15 protein-coding genes are annotated in these 21,003 nt (G+C 35.1%); 8 read left to right on the top strand and 7 right to left on the bottom strand.

Translation table 11 applies throughout. The annotated features are described in order from the left end of the window. Window positions 1-9: 9 nt before the first annotated feature. The 7 genes from pth to mfd all read right to left on the bottom strand — a co-directional run bounded on the left by pth (window position 10) and on the right by mfd (window position 8,865). The gene (gene pth / locus BBI01_RS16870) at window positions 10-573 is read right to left on the bottom strand and encodes an aminoacyl-tRNA hydrolase (RefSeq protein WP_065395808.1); all 564 of its coding nucleotides are present in this window, start codon (window positions 571-573) and stop codon (window positions 10-12) included. Window positions 574-659: 86 nt separating this feature from the next. After that, window positions 660-1,598: a hypothetical protein gene (locus BBI01_RS16865; RefSeq protein WP_065395807.1), complete on the bottom strand. Its 939-nt coding sequence runs from the start codon at window positions 1,596-1,598 to the stop codon at window positions 660-662. Between the two features lie 87 nt (window positions 1,599-1,685). After that, window positions 1,686-2,582 carry a hypothetical protein gene (locus BBI01_RS16860; RefSeq protein ID WP_065395806.1) on the bottom strand — a complete coding sequence of 299 codons (897 nt, stop codon included), beginning with the start codon at window positions 2,580-2,582 and terminating at the stop codon, window positions 1,686-1,688. Window positions 2,583-2,734: 152 nt separating this feature from the next. Next, window positions 2,735-3,472 carry a hypothetical protein gene (locus tag BBI01_RS16855; protein ID WP_065395805.1) on the bottom strand — a complete coding sequence of 246 codons (738 nt, stop codon included), beginning with the start codon at window positions 3,470-3,472 and terminating at the stop codon, window positions 2,735-2,737. Window positions 3,473-3,480: 8 nt separating this feature from the next. Continuing rightward, the gene (locus BBI01_RS16850) at window positions 3,481-4,293 is read right to left on the bottom strand and encodes a hypothetical protein (RefSeq protein ID WP_065395804.1); all 813 of its coding nucleotides are present in this window, start codon (window positions 4,291-4,293) and stop codon (window positions 3,481-3,483) included. A gap of 7 nt (window positions 4,294-4,300) precedes the next feature. Continuing rightward, entirely contained in the window at window positions 4,301-5,122 is an 822-nt protein-coding gene (locus BBI01_RS16845) for a hypothetical protein (RefSeq protein ID WP_065395803.1), read from the bottom strand. Between the two features lie 374 nt (window positions 5,123-5,496). Next, window positions 5,497-8,865 carry a transcription-repair coupling factor gene (mfd, locus tag BBI01_RS16840; protein WP_065395802.1) on the bottom strand — a complete coding sequence of 1,123 codons (3,369 nt, stop codon included), beginning with the start codon at window positions 8,863-8,865 and terminating at the stop codon, window positions 5,497-5,499. A 251-nt stretch (window positions 8,866-9,116) separates the two neighbouring features. Between mfd and BBI01_RS16835 the strand changes: the two genes are divergently transcribed. From BBI01_RS16835 to BBI01_RS16800, 8 genes are all read left to right on the top strand, one after another. Beyond that, window positions 9,117-9,512, top strand: coding sequence for a hypothetical protein (locus BBI01_RS16835; protein ID WP_065395801.1), 396 nt, complete (start codon window positions 9,117-9,119; stop codon window positions 9,510-9,512). Window positions 9,513-9,689: 177 nt separating this feature from the next. After that, the gene (locus BBI01_RS16830; protein ID WP_065395800.1) at window positions 9,690-9,992 is read left to right on the top strand and encodes a hypothetical protein; all 303 of its coding nucleotides are present in this window, start codon (window positions 9,690-9,692) and stop codon (window positions 9,990-9,992) included. Between the two features lie 135 nt (window positions 9,993-10,127). Further along, window positions 10,128-11,627: a GH3 auxin-responsive promoter family protein gene (locus tag BBI01_RS16825; protein WP_065395799.1), complete on the top strand. Its 1,500-nt coding sequence runs from the start codon at window positions 10,128-10,130 to the stop codon at window positions 11,625-11,627. A gap of 69 nt (window positions 11,628-11,696) precedes the next feature. Continuing rightward, on the top strand, window positions 11,697-12,059 hold the full coding sequence (locus BBI01_RS16820) for a hypothetical protein (protein WP_065395798.1): 363 nt from the start codon (window positions 11,697-11,699) through the stop codon (window positions 12,057-12,059). A gap of 92 nt (window positions 12,060-12,151) precedes the next feature. Beyond that, window positions 12,152-13,387 (top strand): MFS transporter, encoded by a 1,236-nt coding sequence (locus BBI01_RS16815; RefSeq protein ID WP_065395797.1) that lies wholly within the window; start codon window positions 12,152-12,154, stop codon window positions 13,385-13,387. Between the two features lie 436 nt (window positions 13,388-13,823). Then, window positions 13,824-15,911, top strand: a complete 2,088-nt coding sequence (locus BBI01_RS16810) for an FIDD domain-containing protein (RefSeq protein ID WP_065395796.1) — start codon at window positions 13,824-13,826, stop codon at window positions 15,909-15,911. Between the two features lie 606 nt (window positions 15,912-16,517). Next, on the top strand, window positions 16,518-18,614 hold the full coding sequence (locus tag BBI01_RS16805; protein WP_065395795.1) for an FIDD domain-containing protein: 2,097 nt from the start codon (window positions 16,518-16,520) through the stop codon (window positions 18,612-18,614). Window positions 18,615-18,713: 99 nt separating this feature from the next. Further along, complete coding sequence (locus BBI01_RS16800) at window positions 18,714-20,852, top strand: FIDD domain-containing protein (protein ID WP_065395794.1); 2,139 nt, start codon at window positions 18,714-18,716, stop codon at window positions 20,850-20,852. Window positions 20,853-21,003: the final 151 nt, after the last annotated feature.

Here is a 21,003-nt window from a genome sequence, read left to right as displayed (position 1 = left end):
TAGCTTTATCTATTTTCCGTTAAAGGCAGACATTGTATTGTTCAGCCCTGCAAACACAAAAGAAAGGCTTGCTTTAGCAAAAGTTTCAATTCTTTCGGAAAGCTTTTCAGTTTCTTCTTCATTCCATGTTCCTAAAACATAATCTACCTGTTTACCTGCTGAAAAATCTGCAGAGATCCCGAAACGAAGTCTGGCATACCCTTGCGTCTGTAATACTTCATTAATGTTTTTAAGTCCATTATGTCCCGCATCTGAACCTTTTCCTTTCATCCTTAATGTTCCAAAAGGAAGGGCAAGGTCATCAGTGACAATCAAAACATTTTCCAAAGGAATATTTTCTTTCTGCATCCAGTATCTTACGGCATTCCCTGAAAGATTCATATAAGTATCCGGCTTAAGTACAAATACTTTTCTTCCTTTATGTTTACCTTCAGCCATCCATCCAAAATTAGCAGTATTGAATGATACTTCAAGGTTTTCAGCAATTTTCTCCGCTACTTTGAATCCTATATTATGGCGTGTATTTTCATATTCTGAGCCTTTATTACCAAGCCCTACAATTAAATATTTCATCAGAAATTTTTTGCAAAATTAAGGGATAAAAAATAAAAAAACTCAATCTCAGAAAGATTGAGTTTTAAATATTGTAAAAAACTTTTCTATTGTGGTTTATAGATATAGTTGACACCGTATCCTTTTGTCATGTAAGTCTGAAGATCATACACATAATTGGTACTCTTCACAACAGAAGGTGGATAAGGCAATGCTGTAGTGTTTGTGAAAGACCATCTCTTAGGATTATTTGGAGAAAGCATAAGGGATTCTCTTTCATTCTTATCTGTAGCTACAAGTCTTGAAACTTTATAAGCAAATGGCACCAATGTGAAAGGGCTTATCTGGCTGTCATACTCATAGAACACATAGTTATGCTTTAAGTTTACTGGTCCGAATAAACCTCCTGGCAACATAGCTCCAGAGTGCTTCACAACATTAGAAATATTATCACCTACATACGTATACCCTATTTTAGAGTATTTATCAAAAGCAAAAGTAGTTCCCGGAATATCTAAACCACTTTTCATCTCAATAGAATCCAGTTTTGCAGTAGCGGTACTGTATACCAATCTGTATTGCTTTTTCTCTTTTTGCAAGAGAGTTTGCGGACCTGGTGTAGTAGCAGGCGGAACTGGTGCAGGTCTTCTGTAAATAGAACGGTTTTCAGAGATTATTGCAATCTGATTTTTGTTATTATAATTAAATTGCTGTGTATAAGAAATACTGTCTTTATCTAGTTTTCCGTTTCCATCCAGATCCAGAAATCCGTTGAAAGAGATTTGGCTTATTCTATCACCACTGTACATGATGTCTGTAATGGAAGCACTGTCTGAAATTACTCTAGTTACAAGAAGTCCGCTGTACTGATATTCTGCGATCGTATCTTTATCTGTAATTTCTCTGTATAATGCTCTAGGACCGTTTAGTCCTCCTGTATTATTAAGATCCAATAGTGGATTCCCGTCTTCATCTAGTAAGTCTTTGCAGGAATGGATTGAAGAAAACCCTGCAATTAGTAAGATAAAATAGAAAATTTGTTTCATTTCCTGGTAATTGATTATTTTTTGACAAATATAATTTTTTTTGCCTAAAATTATATTCTTATTTATATTCTGATTGGGTTAACACAGTTATATTCCCTCTAATTTCTTATAAGTAAATGTAACTTTTTGGTTTTTCTCCACCACTGGATATCTCTCATTATCATAAGAATAGCTCTGTCCTGTATTCACTGACGGAGTGGGCGCCGGCATCTCAAAATACATAGATGTAGGGTTATTAGGAGACATTCTGTAGAAAAGCGCCGGATTCACAAAACCTCTTATAAGGGAAAAGTTTTGAGGAAGCATAGAGAATGGGCTGTTATTTGAATCATAATTCTGGAAGTTATAAGTAGAAGTTTTTGCAGTCGCAAAATCAGGAGCTCCCAAATTGTTTAAAATACCCTTTTTACAAATCACCTGAGAAACATTTTTTCCTGCGTATACAAAATTATATTCTATGAATTTATTATATGCAGATATTCCCCCATCTTTTCTTTTTTCAAGAACTTTAGTAAGCTTGCTTGTTATTACATCGTAAGAAAATGCGTAATCACTTAAATAAGATAATGACGGTGTAGCTCCTGTCGCTTTACACGATGCGCTAAAGATTTTACCCTTTTCTGCAGGAACGATATCAAAAGTATAATCTAAGCTTCCTGTTGCAGGGCTTATAAATGTTACCTGACTAATATCTTGATTTGCAGGATCACTACTACCAGTCTGATAAGTTACGCTCCCTATATAATTAAATGTAGGTGCATTATCATCCTTAAATGTAATCTGTTGCAAAACTCCTGAAGTTGTTGAAACATATTCCTCCTGAGTGACATTATCCATAGCAACCTTTGCTACGAACTTTTTGGGTGATGGACCTCCTACAGGATCAGGAATAGATTCTGTGGGGTCTGATGTTGTATTACATGACGCCAGTAACCCGAAAAGCGCAGCCCCAGCAAACATTTTAAGAAAATAGTTTTTTGCCATAAACAAATTTTTTAACTCGCCCAAATATAATTCAATTTTTACTAATAGAGGGCACATAATTCAAACAAATTCACAAAGAATAGAGTTAATAAACAAAAAAATCTAAAAACATAACGTTTTTAGATTCTTATTTATTATATAAAATGTAAAAATTAGTAAGGTTGCAATACAGATGTTGTCAAAACAGACTGTGCCATATCACCACTAAGAGCCTCTGTATCTACAGCTCTTCCTATCCCAAGAGTTGTATTATTCAAGGTTCTGTTAATACAAGCTACTTTAACAGAATAATTATTTTTTTGTGTAAGGTTTGTAAGTGTTGCATTAAGATTAAAAATTTTATAAGCTCCACTATCTCCAAGTAAAACATCCGTTCTTACAGCCTTCAGCTCATTATCAACAAAAACCCCACATGCAAAACTTGCGGATGAAGCCCCATTTATCTTTTGTGCTATTGTCTGAAAGGAAAATGTTACTTTATTCGTTCCACTTGTAACAGAAAAGGTATCTACTGCCTGTGGTAATACTTTCCAGTTTCCCGTCAAAGGAGCATTCTCACTATAAGGCATTGCATCACCACTAGAATCGAAAGAAACTCCCGTCTGATCAGCTACCGTATTCAAAGAAAACACGGACATACTTCCTTGTCCATCAGCTATTTTAATAGGTTTCCAGTCGTTAGCAGCCATATTTGCATTATTATGCAGAATATCTCCTGCATTTCCTGCAGAACCTCTCAATGCGTCTGTACCACCAGTTCTAAGTTCTTTTCTTACATTTAAATCACCATTAACATCTAACATATTGACAGGATTTGGAGTATTAATTCCCACCTGCGCATCCACTAATCCAACAATCAGTAAAAATGGAACAAAAAATATTTTTTTCATAGTATGTTTTAATTAATGATAGGTTTAAATTCTTGTGGGATTTCATATACATCAACTTTTAAAGAAGATTGTGCAATAAAATCATTGATATTGGTATTTGTGTTCTTACCTATTGCTATTTTTCTACTTGTATCTCCATATGCAGCAAGTTTTGAACATGCTACACTTACCGTATGCTCTCCTTTGGTAAGGTTTTCTACGATTCCAATTTGGTTATGAGTCAGGAAAGGATATTGAGCACTACTTGCCTTTAAGTTTCTCTGTCTTAAATTGATTAGTTTATCATCAACGAAGATCCCACAAGCGTAATCGATAGAGGTATCTGTAGCTCCATTCCCACTGAAATTTGCCTGTACTACTGTTTCAAACTGAAAATAAGCCTTACTCTGAGCACTGTATATGTAGATTTTTTGAGTTAAATTATTAATCTTTTTAAATCCAGGAAGATTTCCAAATTCTGTTCCTCTATTAAAAGTCGCAGCTCTGGATGTAGTCAGACTTGACTGTTCCCAACTCTGAAATTCAACTCCTTCTCTATCTGAGAAAGAATTATTAAATATTAAATAGAATTTATTTGGTTCATATTCAGGGATACGAAGACTTTTCCAGATGGGAGAATATCCTTCACCTCTAGAAACCAAAAGTTGATCATTATTTCCTTGTGAAAGAGTACCATCACTATTGACAACAGTAATTTTACCTCTTAAATTCAGATCTCCATTTACATCAAGTTTTGCTTTTGGAGACTCGGTATTAATTCCAACCTGAGCAGAAAAACTCAAACTCAAAGCAAGAAATAAAGCAGATAGTATATTTTTCATCACCTGATTAATTGGATTTATAAGTTACATATTCAATAACATCGATCTTCATTGTAGATTCCAGAGTAAATGCATTGGAAGCACCATTAGAGTCTTCAACATCTCTTCCTATCGTAAATTGAGATTGTGCATTAGAAGTTGATATTTTTCTGCAGGCAATTTCAAGATTCTGTACCCCTACCGGAACATTGAGCTCGGTATAGCTCAGCGTAAAGATATAATCCATCAGACCTCCCTTCTCTGTATTGTTGTTCGTCGCAATTCTATCAGGACGCACAGCAACCAGCTTTCCATTTCTGAAAACACCACACACAAATCTCACGTTTTGAGAAGTAGTAGCTCTAGGTGCTTTCATTTCAACTCCTGTCTGAAATTGATAGGTAAGCCTGTTTTTTCCATTCTTAATCTCAAAACTATTAGCAAGACCGGCAATTTTAACCCATTTTCCTTTGCTTGTATCTAAAATATCGTCACCAACACTATTTTTGTTGACGTTATCACCAGCAACACCATTAGATAAATCTTTAATACCAATCTGATCTGAAGACAAATACGAATTGATCAATTTGTACTGTCCCTCTTCCATAAAGGAAACATTCAATGATTTCCAAACAGGGGCACGCCCCTCGCCTTGGGAAACTAAGACCTGACCGTTCAACCCTGCACTTCCTACATCAGTTGAAGTACCGCCTACTCTAAGCTCTTTTCTCAGAGTAGGTTTACCGTTAACATCAAGCATAGATTTTGGCTTAGATGTACCGATTCCCACCTGTGCGTTAGCATAGAAAGACAAAAGTCCGGTCGCGAAGCAATATATAATTTTTTTCATAATAAGGACGACAAAGGTACAAATTGAAGCCCTAAAAATTCCAGTTATATATCTTTAAACCTATAGAAATAAACACATTACAAGATAGAATTAATCAAACAAAAAAGTAGAATTATTTCTACATAACTCTACTTTTAGCATCTTTTATAATTTAAAAATCGTCCCAAACCCTTTCTGGACTGAGGATTACAACCTCTTTTTTAATCATTAAAACGTGATTTGTACCGTATTAAAAGGCTATTAATTCTCTTCAGAATGAGTATTTTAAGACAAAAACATGATAATAATCACAAGGAAAATAAAAAAACATATAAAAACTTAAAGTTTTTATATGTTTTACACTTATTATAGAAAATTATATGTCCGAAAATAATCTATTGATGATCAATAATCGCCTTCAATAAAACATTTACCTCATCTACATTCTTCACCCTTTCTTTTCTCATCATGAGCTGGTTACCTTCTTTTCCTGATTTTTCTTTCAGCTGAGCTTCTGCCGGGTTTCTTGTTAAATAATTAATGATATGTCTGAATCTGTCTGTCTGATAGAATTTATCCTGAGGATTGCTTGGGAAATACCCCAGGAATATTCCATTTTTCATAACGATTTTCTCAAAACCAATATCTGCAGCAAGCCATTTTAAAGAAACACTTTTCAATAAATTCACAGCTTCTTTTGGCAATGCACCGAAACGGTCAATCAACTCTAGTTCAAACTGATGAAGATCTTTTTCATTATTAATCTCTGCAATTTTCTGATACAATAGTAATCTTTCTTCCGTATTCGAAATATAAGAGTCTGGCAACATGAGCTCGAGGTCTGTATCAATATTTACATCTTTCACAGATTTGAAAAGTTTCTGACGATCTTCCTCATTATCAAACAGATTTTCAAAATCCGCATCATCTTTAAGCTCTTCAAGGGCTTCCTGCATTAATTTCTGATAAGTTTCAAATCCCATCTCATTAATAAAACCACTTTGTTCAGCACCCAATAAATCTCCGGCTCCACGAATTTCAAGATCTTTCATGGCAATCTGGAACCCACTTCCAAGATCCGAGAACTGCTCAATAGCTTCCAGTCTTTTCCGAGCATCAGAAGTCATCATATCATAAGGAGGTGTAATTAAATAACAGAATGCCTTTCTATTGCTTCGCCCTACTCTTCCTCTCATCTGATGTAGATCCGCCATTCCAAATCTCTGAGCATCATTAATGAAGATCGTATTGGCATTCGGAACGTCCACTCCACTTTCTACAATGGTTGTAGAAACAAGAACATCATATTTCCCTTCCATGAAATCCAGAACATTTTTTTCAAGCTGCTTTCCATCCATCTGTCCATGTCCTGTAATCACTCTTGCATCCGGAACCAATCTCTGAATGAGCCCTGCAATATCTTTCAGATTCTCAATTCTGTTATTAATAAAATAAACCTGTCCGTCACGTTGAAGTTCATAAGAAACCGCATCGCGAAGAATTTCTTCATTGAATCCTATCAATTGTGTATCTACCGGCTGCCTGTTGGGCGGTGGAGTTTTGATAACGGATAAATCTCTTGCAGCCATTAAGGAAAACTGCAATGTTCTTGGAATCGGAGTGGCTGTTAAAGTAAGCGTATCAACATTATTCTTTAAAGTTTTCAACTTATCTTTTACTGAAACTCCAAATTTGTGTTCTTCATCGATGATCAACAATCCAAGATCTTTAAATTTCACAGAACTGCTTACCAATTGATGAGTTCCAATGATAATATCTACTTTTCCATTCTTTAGATCTTCCAGTGTTTCAGACTTTTGTTTTGCTGTTCTGAATCGGTTCACATAAGCCACATTTACCGGAAAATCCTTTAATCTTTCTTTAAAACTTCTATAATGCTGGAAAGCAAGAATAGTAGTTGGCACCAAGACAGCAACCTGTTTTCCGTCAGTAGCCGCTTTAAATGCCGCACGGATTGCTACTTCGGTTTTACCGAATCCAACATCACCACACACCAGCCTGTCCATTACCGTATCCGCTTCCATATCTTTTTTCACATCCACGGTAGCTTTTTCCTGATCCGGAGTATCTTCATAAATAAAACTTGCTTCCAATTCATTCTGAAGATAAGAATCCGGTGTATAAGCAAATCCTTTTGCGGTTTTTCTCTGAGCGTATAATTGAATAAGATCAAAAGCAATCTGTTTTACTTTAGCCTTCGTTTTCTGTTTCAGGGACTTCCAGGTAGGAGACCCAAGTTTGCTTAATACAATTTCTTTTCCGTCAGGACCATTATATTTTGAGATTTTATGTAACGAATGAATACTTACATATAACAAATCACCATTCTTATAAGTCAGTTTAAAACATTCCTGAATTTTACCGTCGTTATTCACTTTTACCAATCCCATAAACTTACCGATCCCATGATCGATATGGGCAATATAATCTCCTATTTTAAGAGACATCAGATCTTTTAGAGTAAGCTGTTCAGATTTGGCAAAGGTATTTTTCGCCTTATATCTCTGGTAGCGGTCAAAAATCTGATGATCTGTGTATACCAACAATTTATGTCCGTTATCTACAAAGCCTTCATGAAGTTCAGATTTAAAACTTTTAAAAGGAAGCTCATGTTCCAGCTCTTCAAAAATAGACTCGAGCCTTTCTTTTTGTTTTTCTGTAGAGAAAGAGATCCAGGTATCAAACCCTTCTTTCTGCTTCCCTTCCATATCCTCAATCAGAAGTTCAAAATTCTTATGGAATGATGGCTGTGGAAGCTGTTCCATTTTAACCTCCAAAATTTCCTTCAAGCCTTCAATAGAAGCACTTCCGAAATCTACAGTTTTAAATTTTTTATAATCAAATAAAAACTCCTGGTCTGAAATAAAAAGTTCCTGCGGTGCCCTATGAGCAATATCTTTATTTAAAGTTTCATATTTCTCCAGAGATTTTTCATAGAATGTTCTGATCTTCTGCATTCCCACCATTCCGTTTCTGGAAACCACATAGCTTTCCTTAGGTAATAATTGCAGTAATGACACTCTGCTTCCGGTAACAGAGAAATTCATATTGGATACCAGTTGGAATTCCTTTACTTTATCTACGGAAAGCTGTGTTTCTATATCGAATGTCTTAATACTTTCCACCTCGTTTCCAAAGAAGGTAATTCTATATGGTTTTTCATAAGAATAAGAAAACACATCCACAATTCCTCCTCTCACAGAAAATTCTCCCGGTTCAGAAACGAAATCTGACTGTTGAAAATGATAATGATTAAGCAATTCATCTACAAAGTCAAAATCAAGCTGATCACCTACTTTTATATGGTGAGAAATCGCTTTAAAATCTTCTTTCTTTAATACTTTTTCTGATAAAGCACCTGCATAAGCCACAATCACTTTTGGAGATCTTCCGGAATTGATTTTATTCAATACTTCGGTTCTTAATACCAAATTGGCATTCTGTGTTTTTTCAATCTGATAAGGATCAAGATGAGTTGCCGGAAAATACAGTACTTTTTCTTTTCCCAAAAGATCTTCCATTTCCGTATTGGCATACAATGCATCTTCTTTATCATCTACCAGATAAAGGATATTTTTCTTCTGAACCAAAAAAAGTTCGGCAACAAAAACTGAAACTGAAGATCCTGCACTTCCTTTCACAGCAATATGCGGATGATTTTCTAGCTGATCAAAAATTTCTTTCCCGAATTCTTTTTGCATCAAATCTGGAAGAAACTTTTCGTTGATGGATTTTAACTGCATAAATAGTAATGGTATAAAACGACAAAAGCGATTTCGGGAGTTTTCCGAAACCGTTTAATGCTATACAAAGGTACGGATATTTTTTTCTTTGGAGGGAGGCATCATGACTTTTGAATTTAAAATGAATGAGTTATGTATTAAAATCTTAATTTTTTATTAATTTAATTAATTACCTGTTAAAAAAAGCAAGATATTTTCTCGTGGCATAATGTTTGGCACTTCAAACTCACCAAACATTAAAGTAAAGTATTATGAAAAAAGCAATTAAAATCTTAGGAGTTTTGATGCTGTTGGTTTTCACAGCATTATCTTTTTCGTCGTGTAGCAGAGATGATGACCCTACCAATAATGATTTCTTTGCAGGAACTTACAAGGGAAAAGTATCTTACAATGACGGAGGTTCTACCAATATCAGTACAGATAACGGAAGTGTATTTGTAACAAAGATTGCCAGTGGAACTAAATATAATTTTGCATTCTCCAACAGTATTCCTGACCTGAATGGAATAGAGTTCAACCAACAAGGAGATCACACTTTAGTAATGATCGGATCTACGGGAACCTCTTATATCAGAATTGACAATAATGAATTAAAGATTCTGTTTATGAAAGATGGTAAAACCTGGACAGCCAACTGTACACGATAAACATTCTATTCATATAAAGAAAGCCTGTTTCACTTTTGAAGCAGGTTTTTGTTTTTACTTACAGCCTGTTTAATTTTTTTTTAAGCTGTAATAAACTTTAGTTAAGGTTAAAATTCCAAATTTTCTAGCCTACTTTTTGTATATCTTTATTCAACAAAAAAATAAACAATAATTCTTATGAAAAAATTATTATCTGCAATGTCTATAATCTTAGGATTAGGCTTTGCTACTGCCCAGCAGACTGCTCCCGCTAAAAGTGCCGCTCCAGCTCCTGTAAAAACTACAGCAAAAGCTACTAAACCAGTAGAAGCAAAAGCTGCGAAAGCTGCCACTGTAAATACCGCTAAGCCAGCAGACGTAAAACCAGCACAACCTGCAGCAAAAATGAAAAAGGACGGTACTCCTGACAAAAGATATAAGGAAAACAAGCGTCTGAAAAAAGACGGTACTCCTGACAAAAGGTATAAAGTAAACAAATAAGCACAACATCAACATATAGTTGTTATTTTCATAATCAAATTTCGAGAAACCGGTGAAACTCATTTCATCGGTTTTTTTATGTCTGTCTTTGTAAAAAATGGCTACAAATTCTATACTTATTTATAAATTTGAACCATGTTAAACTTCTTCAAGAAAAATGCAGCACTTATCTGGGCAAAAAGACACGTTCAGAAGGCTGAGGAATTCAAAAATAATTCGGAGAAAAATCAGGAGGAACTGTTAATTTCCCTTGTGAACACTGCTCAAAAAACGCTTTTTGGGCGAGAGCATGATTTTGAAAACATTCATTCTGTAAAAGAATTTCAGGAAAGAGTTCCTATTGCAGATTATGAGGATCTTAAGCCTTATATTGAAAGGGTAAAAAGAGGACAGTCCAATATTCTGTGGACTGAAACTCCAGAATATTTTGCGAAAACATCCGGTACCACTTCAGGATCAAAATATATTCCCATCTCTAAGGAAGGAATGCCATATCAGATCGCAGGAGCTCAAAGTGCACTTTTCCATTATATAAGTAAGAAAAACAATGCAGATTTTGTCAACGGAAAGATGATATTTCTTCAGGGAAGTCCGGAACTTGAGGAAGTTTTCGGAATAAAAACCGGAAGGCTGTCAGGTATTGTAGCCCACCATATTCCAAATTATCTTCAGAAAAATCGTTTGCCAAGCTGGGAGACCAATATTATGGAAGATTGGGAAGAAAAAGTAGACAAGATCGTTGAGGAAACAGAACGGGAAAATATGACTCTTATTTCTGGAATCCCGCCATGGCTGATCATGTACTTTGAGAAACTGACAGAGAAACACGGAAAGAAAATAAAGCAATTATTTCCTAATCTACAGCTTATTGTGACTGGAGGTGTCAATTATGAGCCTTATCGTGATAAAATGGAAGACCTCCTTGGAGGAAAGGTAGATATCATTCAAACTTTTCCAGCTTCTGAAGGATTTTTTGCCTTTCAGGATGATTATACGAAAGAAGGATTATTACTTTTAACCAATCATGGAATTTTCTATGAATTTATTCCATTGGAAGAATATGGAAAACCAAATGCAAGAAGGTTAACTTTAAGAGAGATTGAGCTCAATAAAGATTATGCACTTATTCTTACTACCAATTCCGGATTGTGGGCATATTCCATCGGAGATGTGGTAAGATTTATTAATAAGAATCCATACAGGGTTTTGGTAAGTGGAAGAACTAAACACTTCACTTCAGCATTCGGGGAACACGTAATTGCTTTTGAGGTAGAAGAAGCAATAAAAGCCACGCTTGAGAAATATCCGGCACAAATTACAGAGTTTCATCTTGCTCCACAGGTAAATCCTGAGGAAGGTCTGCCTTATCATGAATGGTTGATAGAGTTTGAGAAAGAACCTTCGGACCTTGAGCTATTCAGAAATGAACTGAATCAACAGCTAAGAAACAGGAATACGTATTATGATGATCTGATTACAGGAAATATCTTACAAAAGTTACAAATTTCAAGGCTTCAGAAGAATGCTTTTCATGAATATGCAAAATCTCAAGGAAAACTGGGTGGTCAAAACAAGACACCGAGATTAGCCAATGACAGAAATATTGCCAAATTATTAGAAATTTACAAACTTTAAAGATATTTTTTAAATTCCAAAAACGTATATTCGAAAAAAATTATAAATTTGAAAAACTAAACGAAAATAATGAAAGCATCTGTACTGTTGAAATCATCTTTATTAACGTCTTTATTTGTTATTACATCTTGTGCTACTACAAAATACAGCGAGGATATTTCAAAAAACAATTATTCTAATCTGGAAGCCGGAAAAGTGTATAAGGTTACTATGAGAGACGGGTCCCCAAAACAAAAAATATTATTCAGAAATATTGTTGGTGATGATCTTGTAGGTATAGCAGGAAAAAAAGATAGTACAGAAGTGATTATTCCTAAGTCTAATGTGGCTGCGGTAAAAGATACAAGAAAAGCAAGAATTGCTGTAGGAGCTACGATCATTGGAGCTGCCGGTGTTGCTGCTATTGTAATCAGTTCTTCAAGAGCAAACTAAAATAGATTTTATCTTTTGATATATATTTAATATATCTTTTAAAAATCAAGATATGAGTAGCCCTAAATAAATTTTTAGGGCTATTTTTGTTCATGATTTCCTTTACCCCCTTACAAACTTTACAAAATATAGAATTCAGAAACCTTCTTACCGGGAGATTTTTTATTGTTTTAGCTTTCAGAATGCTTGCCACATTATTGGGATGGTGGGTATATCAATTGACAAAAGACCCTTTTTCCATTGGGCTTATCGGACTTTCTGAAGTGATTCCGGCTGTAAGCTGTGCATTATATGCAGGTCATGTTATTGATATGAATGAGAAAAAAAGATTACTGCTTATCTGCAATTATGCTTATATTTTCCTGATCGGACTTTTACTGATTCCTGCGTTTCTCAATGTAAATATGCATTTTACTGGTCATCAGATTACTTATTATATTTATAGTGTTATTTTCTTTACCGGAATTGCAAGAGCCTTCATTGGACCTATTGTTCCTTCAATGATCCCAAAGATTGTAAAAAAAGAGAATCTTCCGAATGCTGTAACCTTGAATCAGGCAACATTTCTTATTTCTTCGGTATGCGGACATGCGATAGGAGGAATTCTGATTGGCTATTTTGGAGTAAAGTGGACATTGGTAGTCATATTATCTCTGATATTTATTGCTTCTTTATTTTTCTGGCAACTGAAAAAACAGTTTTCTGAGTACAAAAAAGAAACAGTAAATGTTGTGGAAAGTATGCGTGAGGGAATTTCTTATATTTTTAAAACCAAGGAAATTCTAGGTGCATTATGTCTTGATATGTTTGCTGTACTTTTTGGGGGTGCCGTTGCAATGATTCCTGTATTTGCAACAGATATTTTAAATTCAGGGGCAGAAGGTTTTGGTTTACTGAATGCGGCTTCTGATATTGGTTCCATGTGTATTATTACTCTTTTATCCATTGTTCCTTTAAGGAAAAATCAGGGAAAAATTTTACTTGTCGTTGTTACAGGGTTTGGGCTTTGCATCATAGGATTTGGTTTATCTAAGCTGTATTGGCTTTCTTTTATGTTCCTTGTAATGAGTGGAATGCTGGATGGAATTTCTGTAGTAATCAGAGGTACCATTGTACAATTAAAAACACCTGATCACATCCGAGGACGTGTTCTAAGTGTGAATTCGATATTCATTATGTCCAGTAATGAAATGGGACAGTTTGAGAGTGGTCTTATGGCAAAGTTATTAGGGGTTGTACGATCTGTTGTTTTTGGTGGAACCATGACTGTTTTGATCGCTTTACTCGTTGGAGGCACCAATCCTAAATTAAGAAAAATGCAATATTAGTCTATACAGAAGGCTAAAAAATCAATTATTTAAGACATTCTTAAGCAATATCCTAATTGAAGCATTAATGAAAATATTTTTTTTATAGAATTTTTTATCAAGCTTTATTAAAACAACAACAAACAATTCACTTTAATTAGCGAATATTTAAAATAAATACCTATTTAGCAAGCATTTACTATTCAGTTTGTATTTTTTTTATATTTGAGAATATAAAAATTATTTCGTCATGAATATTATTTTAATCTTAATAATCCTGATTATTCTTGGGATAAAATTTCTATTCCCTTAACATCTGACATTCGTTCAAGCTTTCAGTTTAGATTAGCTTTTAACAAATACTATTGCTCTGCATTTTTCTAATATTAATTAAGAAAATATGAACAGCTTGGGATTAATAAAAATGATATTCATTACTTTTTAAAACAAAAACAACATGAAAAAAGCATTACTTATTTTTATCTTACTTTTCTCACAGATATTCTATTCACAATCTGACTGCGTTGATGCTATTGCCGTCTGTGGTAATTCTAGTATATCTTATACTCCTAATGGATTTGGAACCCAGGAACTTCCTGAAGGAAACTGCGGCTCTTTCCTCGAAAGATATTCTGTATGGTATAAATTCACAGTAGCAACAGCAGGAACTTTAACGTTTGCCATTACTCCCAATGCTCCTTCAGATTATGACTGGTATCTTTGGGGTCCCAATGTAACATGTACCAATAAAGGAAACACCATCAGATGTTCTACCCCTGGAGGAAGCGGACCAACAGGTCTTAACACAACAGCAACGGACTTATACGACTATGGTTTTACTGCAGACGGTTGGGCAAAATACCTTGATGTATTACCCGGGGAGACTTATTATCTCTTAATCAATAACTACACCCCAGGCAATACTGATGGATTTTCCATGATATGGGGAGGCACAGCCCTATTAGCCTCGCCATTTAATGATCCAGCGCTTACTCCTAATCCATTTATTACACCTGGACAACCTAATGCTAATCCTTTGGAACCCAATGAGGTTACCATCTGTTCAAACCCTTCCATTTTTGACCTCAGCAGCCTAACTTCCGGAATCATAAACGGAAACAACAATTTCATAGTCACTTATCATAATAATCAGAATGATGCCCTTTCCGGAGCCAATGAAATCACAGCACCTGCGAATGTAAATACCACGACACCTTATTTCTATAGAATTCGCTATCAGGATCCTGTAAACCCAAATAATCCGATCAATTCCTGTACACAAATTGGAAAATTCAAATTCAAACAAGGAAACATAAAAGGAAAGAACGCAACATTGACAATGTGTAATAACAACAATGCTAATACTGCGGTCTTCGATTTAACAACAGCTAATGTATTTGACAATCCGGCATTCACTGTTACTAAGAAATACTATCCGTCTATACAAGATCTTAATGCAGGGACCAATGAAATTACAAATCCTTACGCTTATTTATCATCAACTAACACAATCTACGTATTGATAGAAACAGCAGATGGATGTTCTGATATAGTAGAAATCAAGCTGGAATTTTATGCTCCGGTACAAGTACAAGACACAGAAATCAAAACTTGTTTTATTGAAACAAATCCATCAACAGGTCTTTTCGACCTTAGCACCGCTGTAGTAACACCTCCAGGAAATGGGACATTTACAAAAAAATATTTCCCTTCTTTAACAGATGCTGTAAATTCCACAAACGAAATCTCTAACACACAGACTTACATTGCTCCTAATGGTGTAGTATATGTAAGAGTAACTGACAGTCGCCTATGTTATAACATTTCAAAAATTACTCTAACAGTATTGCCTCCTGTAAAGTCTAACGTTTTGAAAGATAAAATTATCTGTATGGAAGACAGAACGGTATTAGACGCCGGACCTGGGTTTGATGGTTATGAATGGAGCACAGGTGACACTACTCAGTCAATAAGAGATATAGGAGTTGGATCATATTGGGTAAAATTAAAAACCGGAAAATGTATTACTCTACAAACCGTAAAAGTATACGCTTCTGAACAACCTGTAATTACAAATGTGGAGATTTCAAATAATACTTTAAACATAAATGTTATTGGTGGTACCCCTGAGTATCAATATTCTATAGATAATATTAATTGGCAGTCTTCAAATACTTTCACCAACACCCCAAGAGGAACACACAAAATATATGTAAAAGATTCGTACGATTGTGATCCTATAGCAATTTCTGTTATTGTCCCTAATCTAATAAATATGATTACTCCAAACGGAGATGGAATAAATGATGTAATAGATTATTCTGCTTTGGCAGACAAACAAGATCTTGTATTAAGCATTTATGACAGATACGGGAATAAGATTTATCAGGCTGATAAATTCAACGACTACAAATGGGACGGAACTATTGCTGGTAAAAAGGTTCCAACTGCCACCTACTGGTATTCATTAACATGGAATGAAAACAACAAAAAGAATACTTCATTTAAATTTTCAGGATGGATCACGGTGAAAAACAGAGAATAAAAAGAAATTTATTATCATAATTAAAAATCTCAGATTAAATATTTTAACCTGAGATTTTTTTTTGCATTTTAACAATCCACAAGCCAATATAATATCCACTCAAAAAACATTCGTCATAAAAATTAAATGTATTGTAAAAAAAAGAAATACAATATTATACGACAATCCAGCGTTTTATTTAAATATATTTTAAAATCTTCAATTTAACATTAATAATTTTTTATATTTGCTATAAAATACCCATCTATGAATAAACCTTTACAAATTTTACCATTTTCAACAATCCACATTTGGATAAAAACCCCACTTATTTCAACCGGATAACATTGTATAGAGTATAGTTTTAAGTTTTTCTTAGAGCATCTTAAAAAACACCCCCGGATACTCCCTAGAAAGATCTGAACACTGTTTCAGAGTTGCTTAGAAAAGGATGAAATCTTGTATCAGACTTCCTGTATTTGGTTGACTATCCTGCAAATAAATCGGCAGAATGCTGTATATACAGCCTTCACAGAATTATATTAATTCAAAAGCTGATTATTACATAAAACTAGTTATATAAACAAAAAACAATTTACTAGGATTGAAAATTTTAAATTGATTAAAATGAAAAAAGCATTACTCTTTTTTATCTTATTTTTATCACAAACATTCTATTCGCAATCAGATTGTGTTGATGCTCTTTCCGTTTGTGGTAATTCAAATATATCTTATACACCTGACGGATTCGGAACTCAAGAACTACCTGAAAGTAACTGTGGTAGCTATGAGGAAAGATATTCTGTATGGTACAAATTTACCGTGGCAACGGCAGGAACTTTAACATTTGCTATTACTCCCAATTCACCTTCAGATTACGATTGGTACGTTTGGGGACCCAACATAACATGTGCCAACAAAGGAAACACTATCAGATGTTCAACACCGGGAGGAAGCGGCCCTACAGGTCTTAATATGACTTCAACGGATCCTTATGATTATTATGGACAGCCAGGTTCAAACGCTGACGGATGGGCAAAATATCTGGATGTATTACCAGGAGAAACCTATTACTTATTGATTAACAATTTTTCCATAAACATTGCCGGATTTTCTATGATATGGGGAGGTACAGCAACACTAGCGTCTCCATTTAATGACCCTGCACTTACTCCTAATCCTTTCATTCCGCCGGGAGTTCCTAACGCTACTCCAACGGATCCGAATGAAGTAATCATCTGTACAGACCCTGCTGTTTTTGATTTCAGCAGCTTAACTTCTGGAATTGTAAACGGAAACAGCAACTTTATTGTGAGTTACCACTACAGCCAAAACGAGGCTCTTTCCGGAAACAATTCGATCACAACTCCTCAGACGGTAAATACTACAACGACTTATTTCTACAGTATCCGATATGAAGATCCTATCAATCCGAACAATCCGATGAATTCCTGTAGGGAAATCGGAAAATTCAAATTCAAGCAAGGAAATATTAAAGGAAAGGACGCAACATTGACAATGTGTAATAACAATAATGCAAATACAGCATTATTTGATTTGACAACTGCCAATGTGTTTGACGATCCTGCATGGACTGTTGTAAAGAAGTACTATCCTTCAATGCAAGACCTGAACGCAGGCACCAACGAAATTACAAACCCATATGCATATCTATCTTCAACAAATGTTATTTATGTATCAATAACAACACCTCAAGGATGTTCTGATATTGCAAAGATCAATTTAGAACTTTACGCTCCGGTACAGGTAAAAGACTTTGAACTTAAAGCTTGCTTCATCGAAACAAATCCATCAACAGGACTTTTTGATCTTGATAAAGCAGTGGTGACAACTCCAGGAACAGGAATTGTTACAAAAAGATATTTCCCTTCTTTAACAGATGCGATTGATGCAACAAACGAGATTTTAAATGCAACAAATTACGTTGCTCCAAATGGCGTTGTATATGTAAGAGTTTCGGATAACCGTCAATGTTATACCGTTGCAAAAATCACTCTGAAAGTATTACCTCCTGTAAAATCTAATGTTTTAGCTGACAAAATCATTTGTATGGAAGATAAAACGACATTAGATGCAGGACCTGGTTTCAACGGTTACGAATGGAGCACTGGCGCTACCACTCAATCGATTAGAGATGTAGGTGTTGGATCATATTGGGTAAAATTAAAAACCGGAGATTGCGTTACTCTTCAAAATGTAAAAGTATATGCTTCTGAGCAACCTGTCATTACCAATGTAGATATCTCAAATAACACTTTAAATGTGAACGTTATAGGAGGAACACCGGAATATCAATATTCTATGGATAATATCCTGTGGCAAACTTCCAGCACTTTCAACAACGTTGCAAGAGGAACACATAAAGTATATGTAAAAGATTCTTATGACTGTGAGCCTATTGTAATTTCTGTTCTGGTACCAAATCTTATCAACCTTATCACTCCAAACGGAGATGGAATAAACGACGCTATAGATTATTCCGCAATGGCAGATAAGCAAGATCTTGTATTAAGTATCTATGACAGATATGGCGTTAAAATCCATCAGGCTGATAAATCCAACGGATATAAATGGGACGGAACCGTAGCTGGTAAAAAAATCCCAACTGGGACATATTGGTATTCATTAACATGGAATGAAAACAACAAGAAAAATACAGCTTTCAAATTTTCAGGATGGATTGCCGTAAAAAACAGAGAATAATTCATTAAATATGTAAAGCTGCTTAAGGTGGCTTTACATATTTTTGCTATAATAAAAACTAGTTAACCTCAGATTGTTTCATAAAAATCATTTTAAACAATGAAAAAAATACTATTTCTTTTAATTTTATTTATCACACAAGCAGTCTATTCACAATCAGACTGCGTTTCAGCGATTCCCATCTGCGGAAACTCGGATATTTCCTATACCCCTTCAGGTCCTGGACAAATCATAGAGTTACTGAATAAAAACGGAGGATGCCTTGCAAGTAATGAACATTATTCTGTTTGGTATACTTTCACCGTTTCAACACCGGGAACTTTAGCATTCAAAATCAAATCAAACGTTCTTACAGATGATTATGACTTTGCCGTTTATGGTCCTACCACAAATGGATGTGCATCTTTACAAAATGCAGCTCATGAATTCATACAACCTATCAGATGTAACTATTATGGGGAAGTAGCCTCAGGAGAAACAGGATTAAGTCTGACATTGAATCCTCCAGCTACAATGCCACCTAACACATCTACAATGAACACCCAGGAATGGAGCCCTTACATGAACGTATTAGCAGGTGAAACTTATTATTTGGTTGTTGACAACTTTGATCACACCGATGATGGTTTCTCTATGACATGGACAGGAACTGCAAGCTTAAGTTCTGCATTTAACGATCCAGTTTTAGCTCCTTTCCCATTCATCACTCCCGGAATCCCTTCAACACCAGAAACAGACCCAAGCAAAGTAATGGTCTGCGGACTTCCAACCACTTTTGATTTCTCCACTCTTTCAGCAGGAATCCTTAATGGAAACAGCCCGGACTTCAAAGTAAGCTACTATAAGGATACTAACGATGTAATCACAGGAGACAATGCTCTTACGATTGAAACAGTAAATGCTACAACTACCTATTATTACAAGGTTTTATACAAAGACCCAAGCAATCCGAACAACCCTAGAAACGGATGCTTCATTTCAGGAAAGTTTAAATTTGTAAATGCCAGCATTACCGCGAATACAGCAACCTTACTTTCTTGTAACAACAATAATGAAGGTACAGCTAAATTTGATTTAACCACGGCAACCGTATTTTCCGGAGCAGGGGCTACCATCAAGTATTACCCTACTCTTGCAGACATGAATGCGGAAACTAATGAAATTTTAGAACCTACTAATTACGTTGCTCCTGAAGGAACCGTACACGTAAAAGTCATCTCTGCTTTTGGATGTAAAGCTACCACTACAATTACGTTAAAATTCCATCCGGTTGTAAGAGTAACTAATGCTGTTATTGAAAACTGTTACATTGAAACAGATATCACACGTTCAACTTTTGACCTGACTAAAGCTGCTATTGGAGTTCCATTCCCAATTCCAGCTGGGACACTTGTAAGCTATTATAAAACTGTAGCCGATGCCAAAACACAGACAAACCCAATTACAAACCCTACTGTTTATCTTACAGAAAGTACAACGGTATATGCGAGAGTAAGCAATGCTACACAATGTTATACCATCGCAAACATCGTATTGACAGTACTTCCTCCGGTAAAATCCACAGTTTTAAAAAACAAAATCATTTGTGCTGAGGCTAAAACGACATTAGATGCGGGTCCTGGTTTTGACAGCTACGAATGGAGCACTGGTGAAAAGACACAGGTTATCAACAATGTAGGAATCGGAACATACTGGGTAAAACTTCAGACTGGAAAATGTTTCACTCTTCAGGAAGTACGTATAAATCCTAGCACACAGCCTGCCGTTACAAATATTGAAATCACAAATAACAATATTGTAGTAACAGTAGCTGGCGGAAACCCTCCATACAAATATTCTATAGACGGTGTTGCATGGCAAGATTCTAATGCTTTCACAGGACTTCCTAGAGGACAGAACTTTGTATACGTAAAAGATACTTACAACTGTACACCTATTCAAGTGGAGATTACAGTACCAAATCTGATCAACGCAATTACTCCAAACGGAGATAACGTAAACGACGTCATAGATTATTCTGCATTAGCATATAAGAAGAATCTTGTATTCACAGTATATGACAGATACGGAAACCAATTGTATAAAGCAGACAAAATAAGAAACTACACTTGGGATGGAACCGCATCAGGCAAGAAAATCGCAACAGGAACTTATTGGTATACCATTTCTTGGAACGAGAACAACAAAGAAAATACCGAAACAAAATACTCAGGATGGGTATTGGTAAAAAATAAATAAGAAACTTTTCTCTTATATAAAAAAATCACCTCACACGAGGTGATTTTTTTTATCAACAATCTCAATCTCCTATTGACAGTATTTTCCGAAAGACTGCTAATAATTTGTTGAATACTATTTTCTTAATATTTTTTAAATAAGCTATCTTTGC

It is taken from the genome of Chryseobacterium artocarpi (assembly GCF_001684975.1).
GTDB classification, from domain to species: Bacteria; Bacteroidota; Bacteroidia; order Flavobacteriales; family Weeksellaceae; genus Chryseobacterium; species Chryseobacterium artocarpi.
The sequence above is the reverse complement of the archived record's forward strand: the minus strand, read 5'-3'. Positions and strand labels throughout refer to the sequence as shown.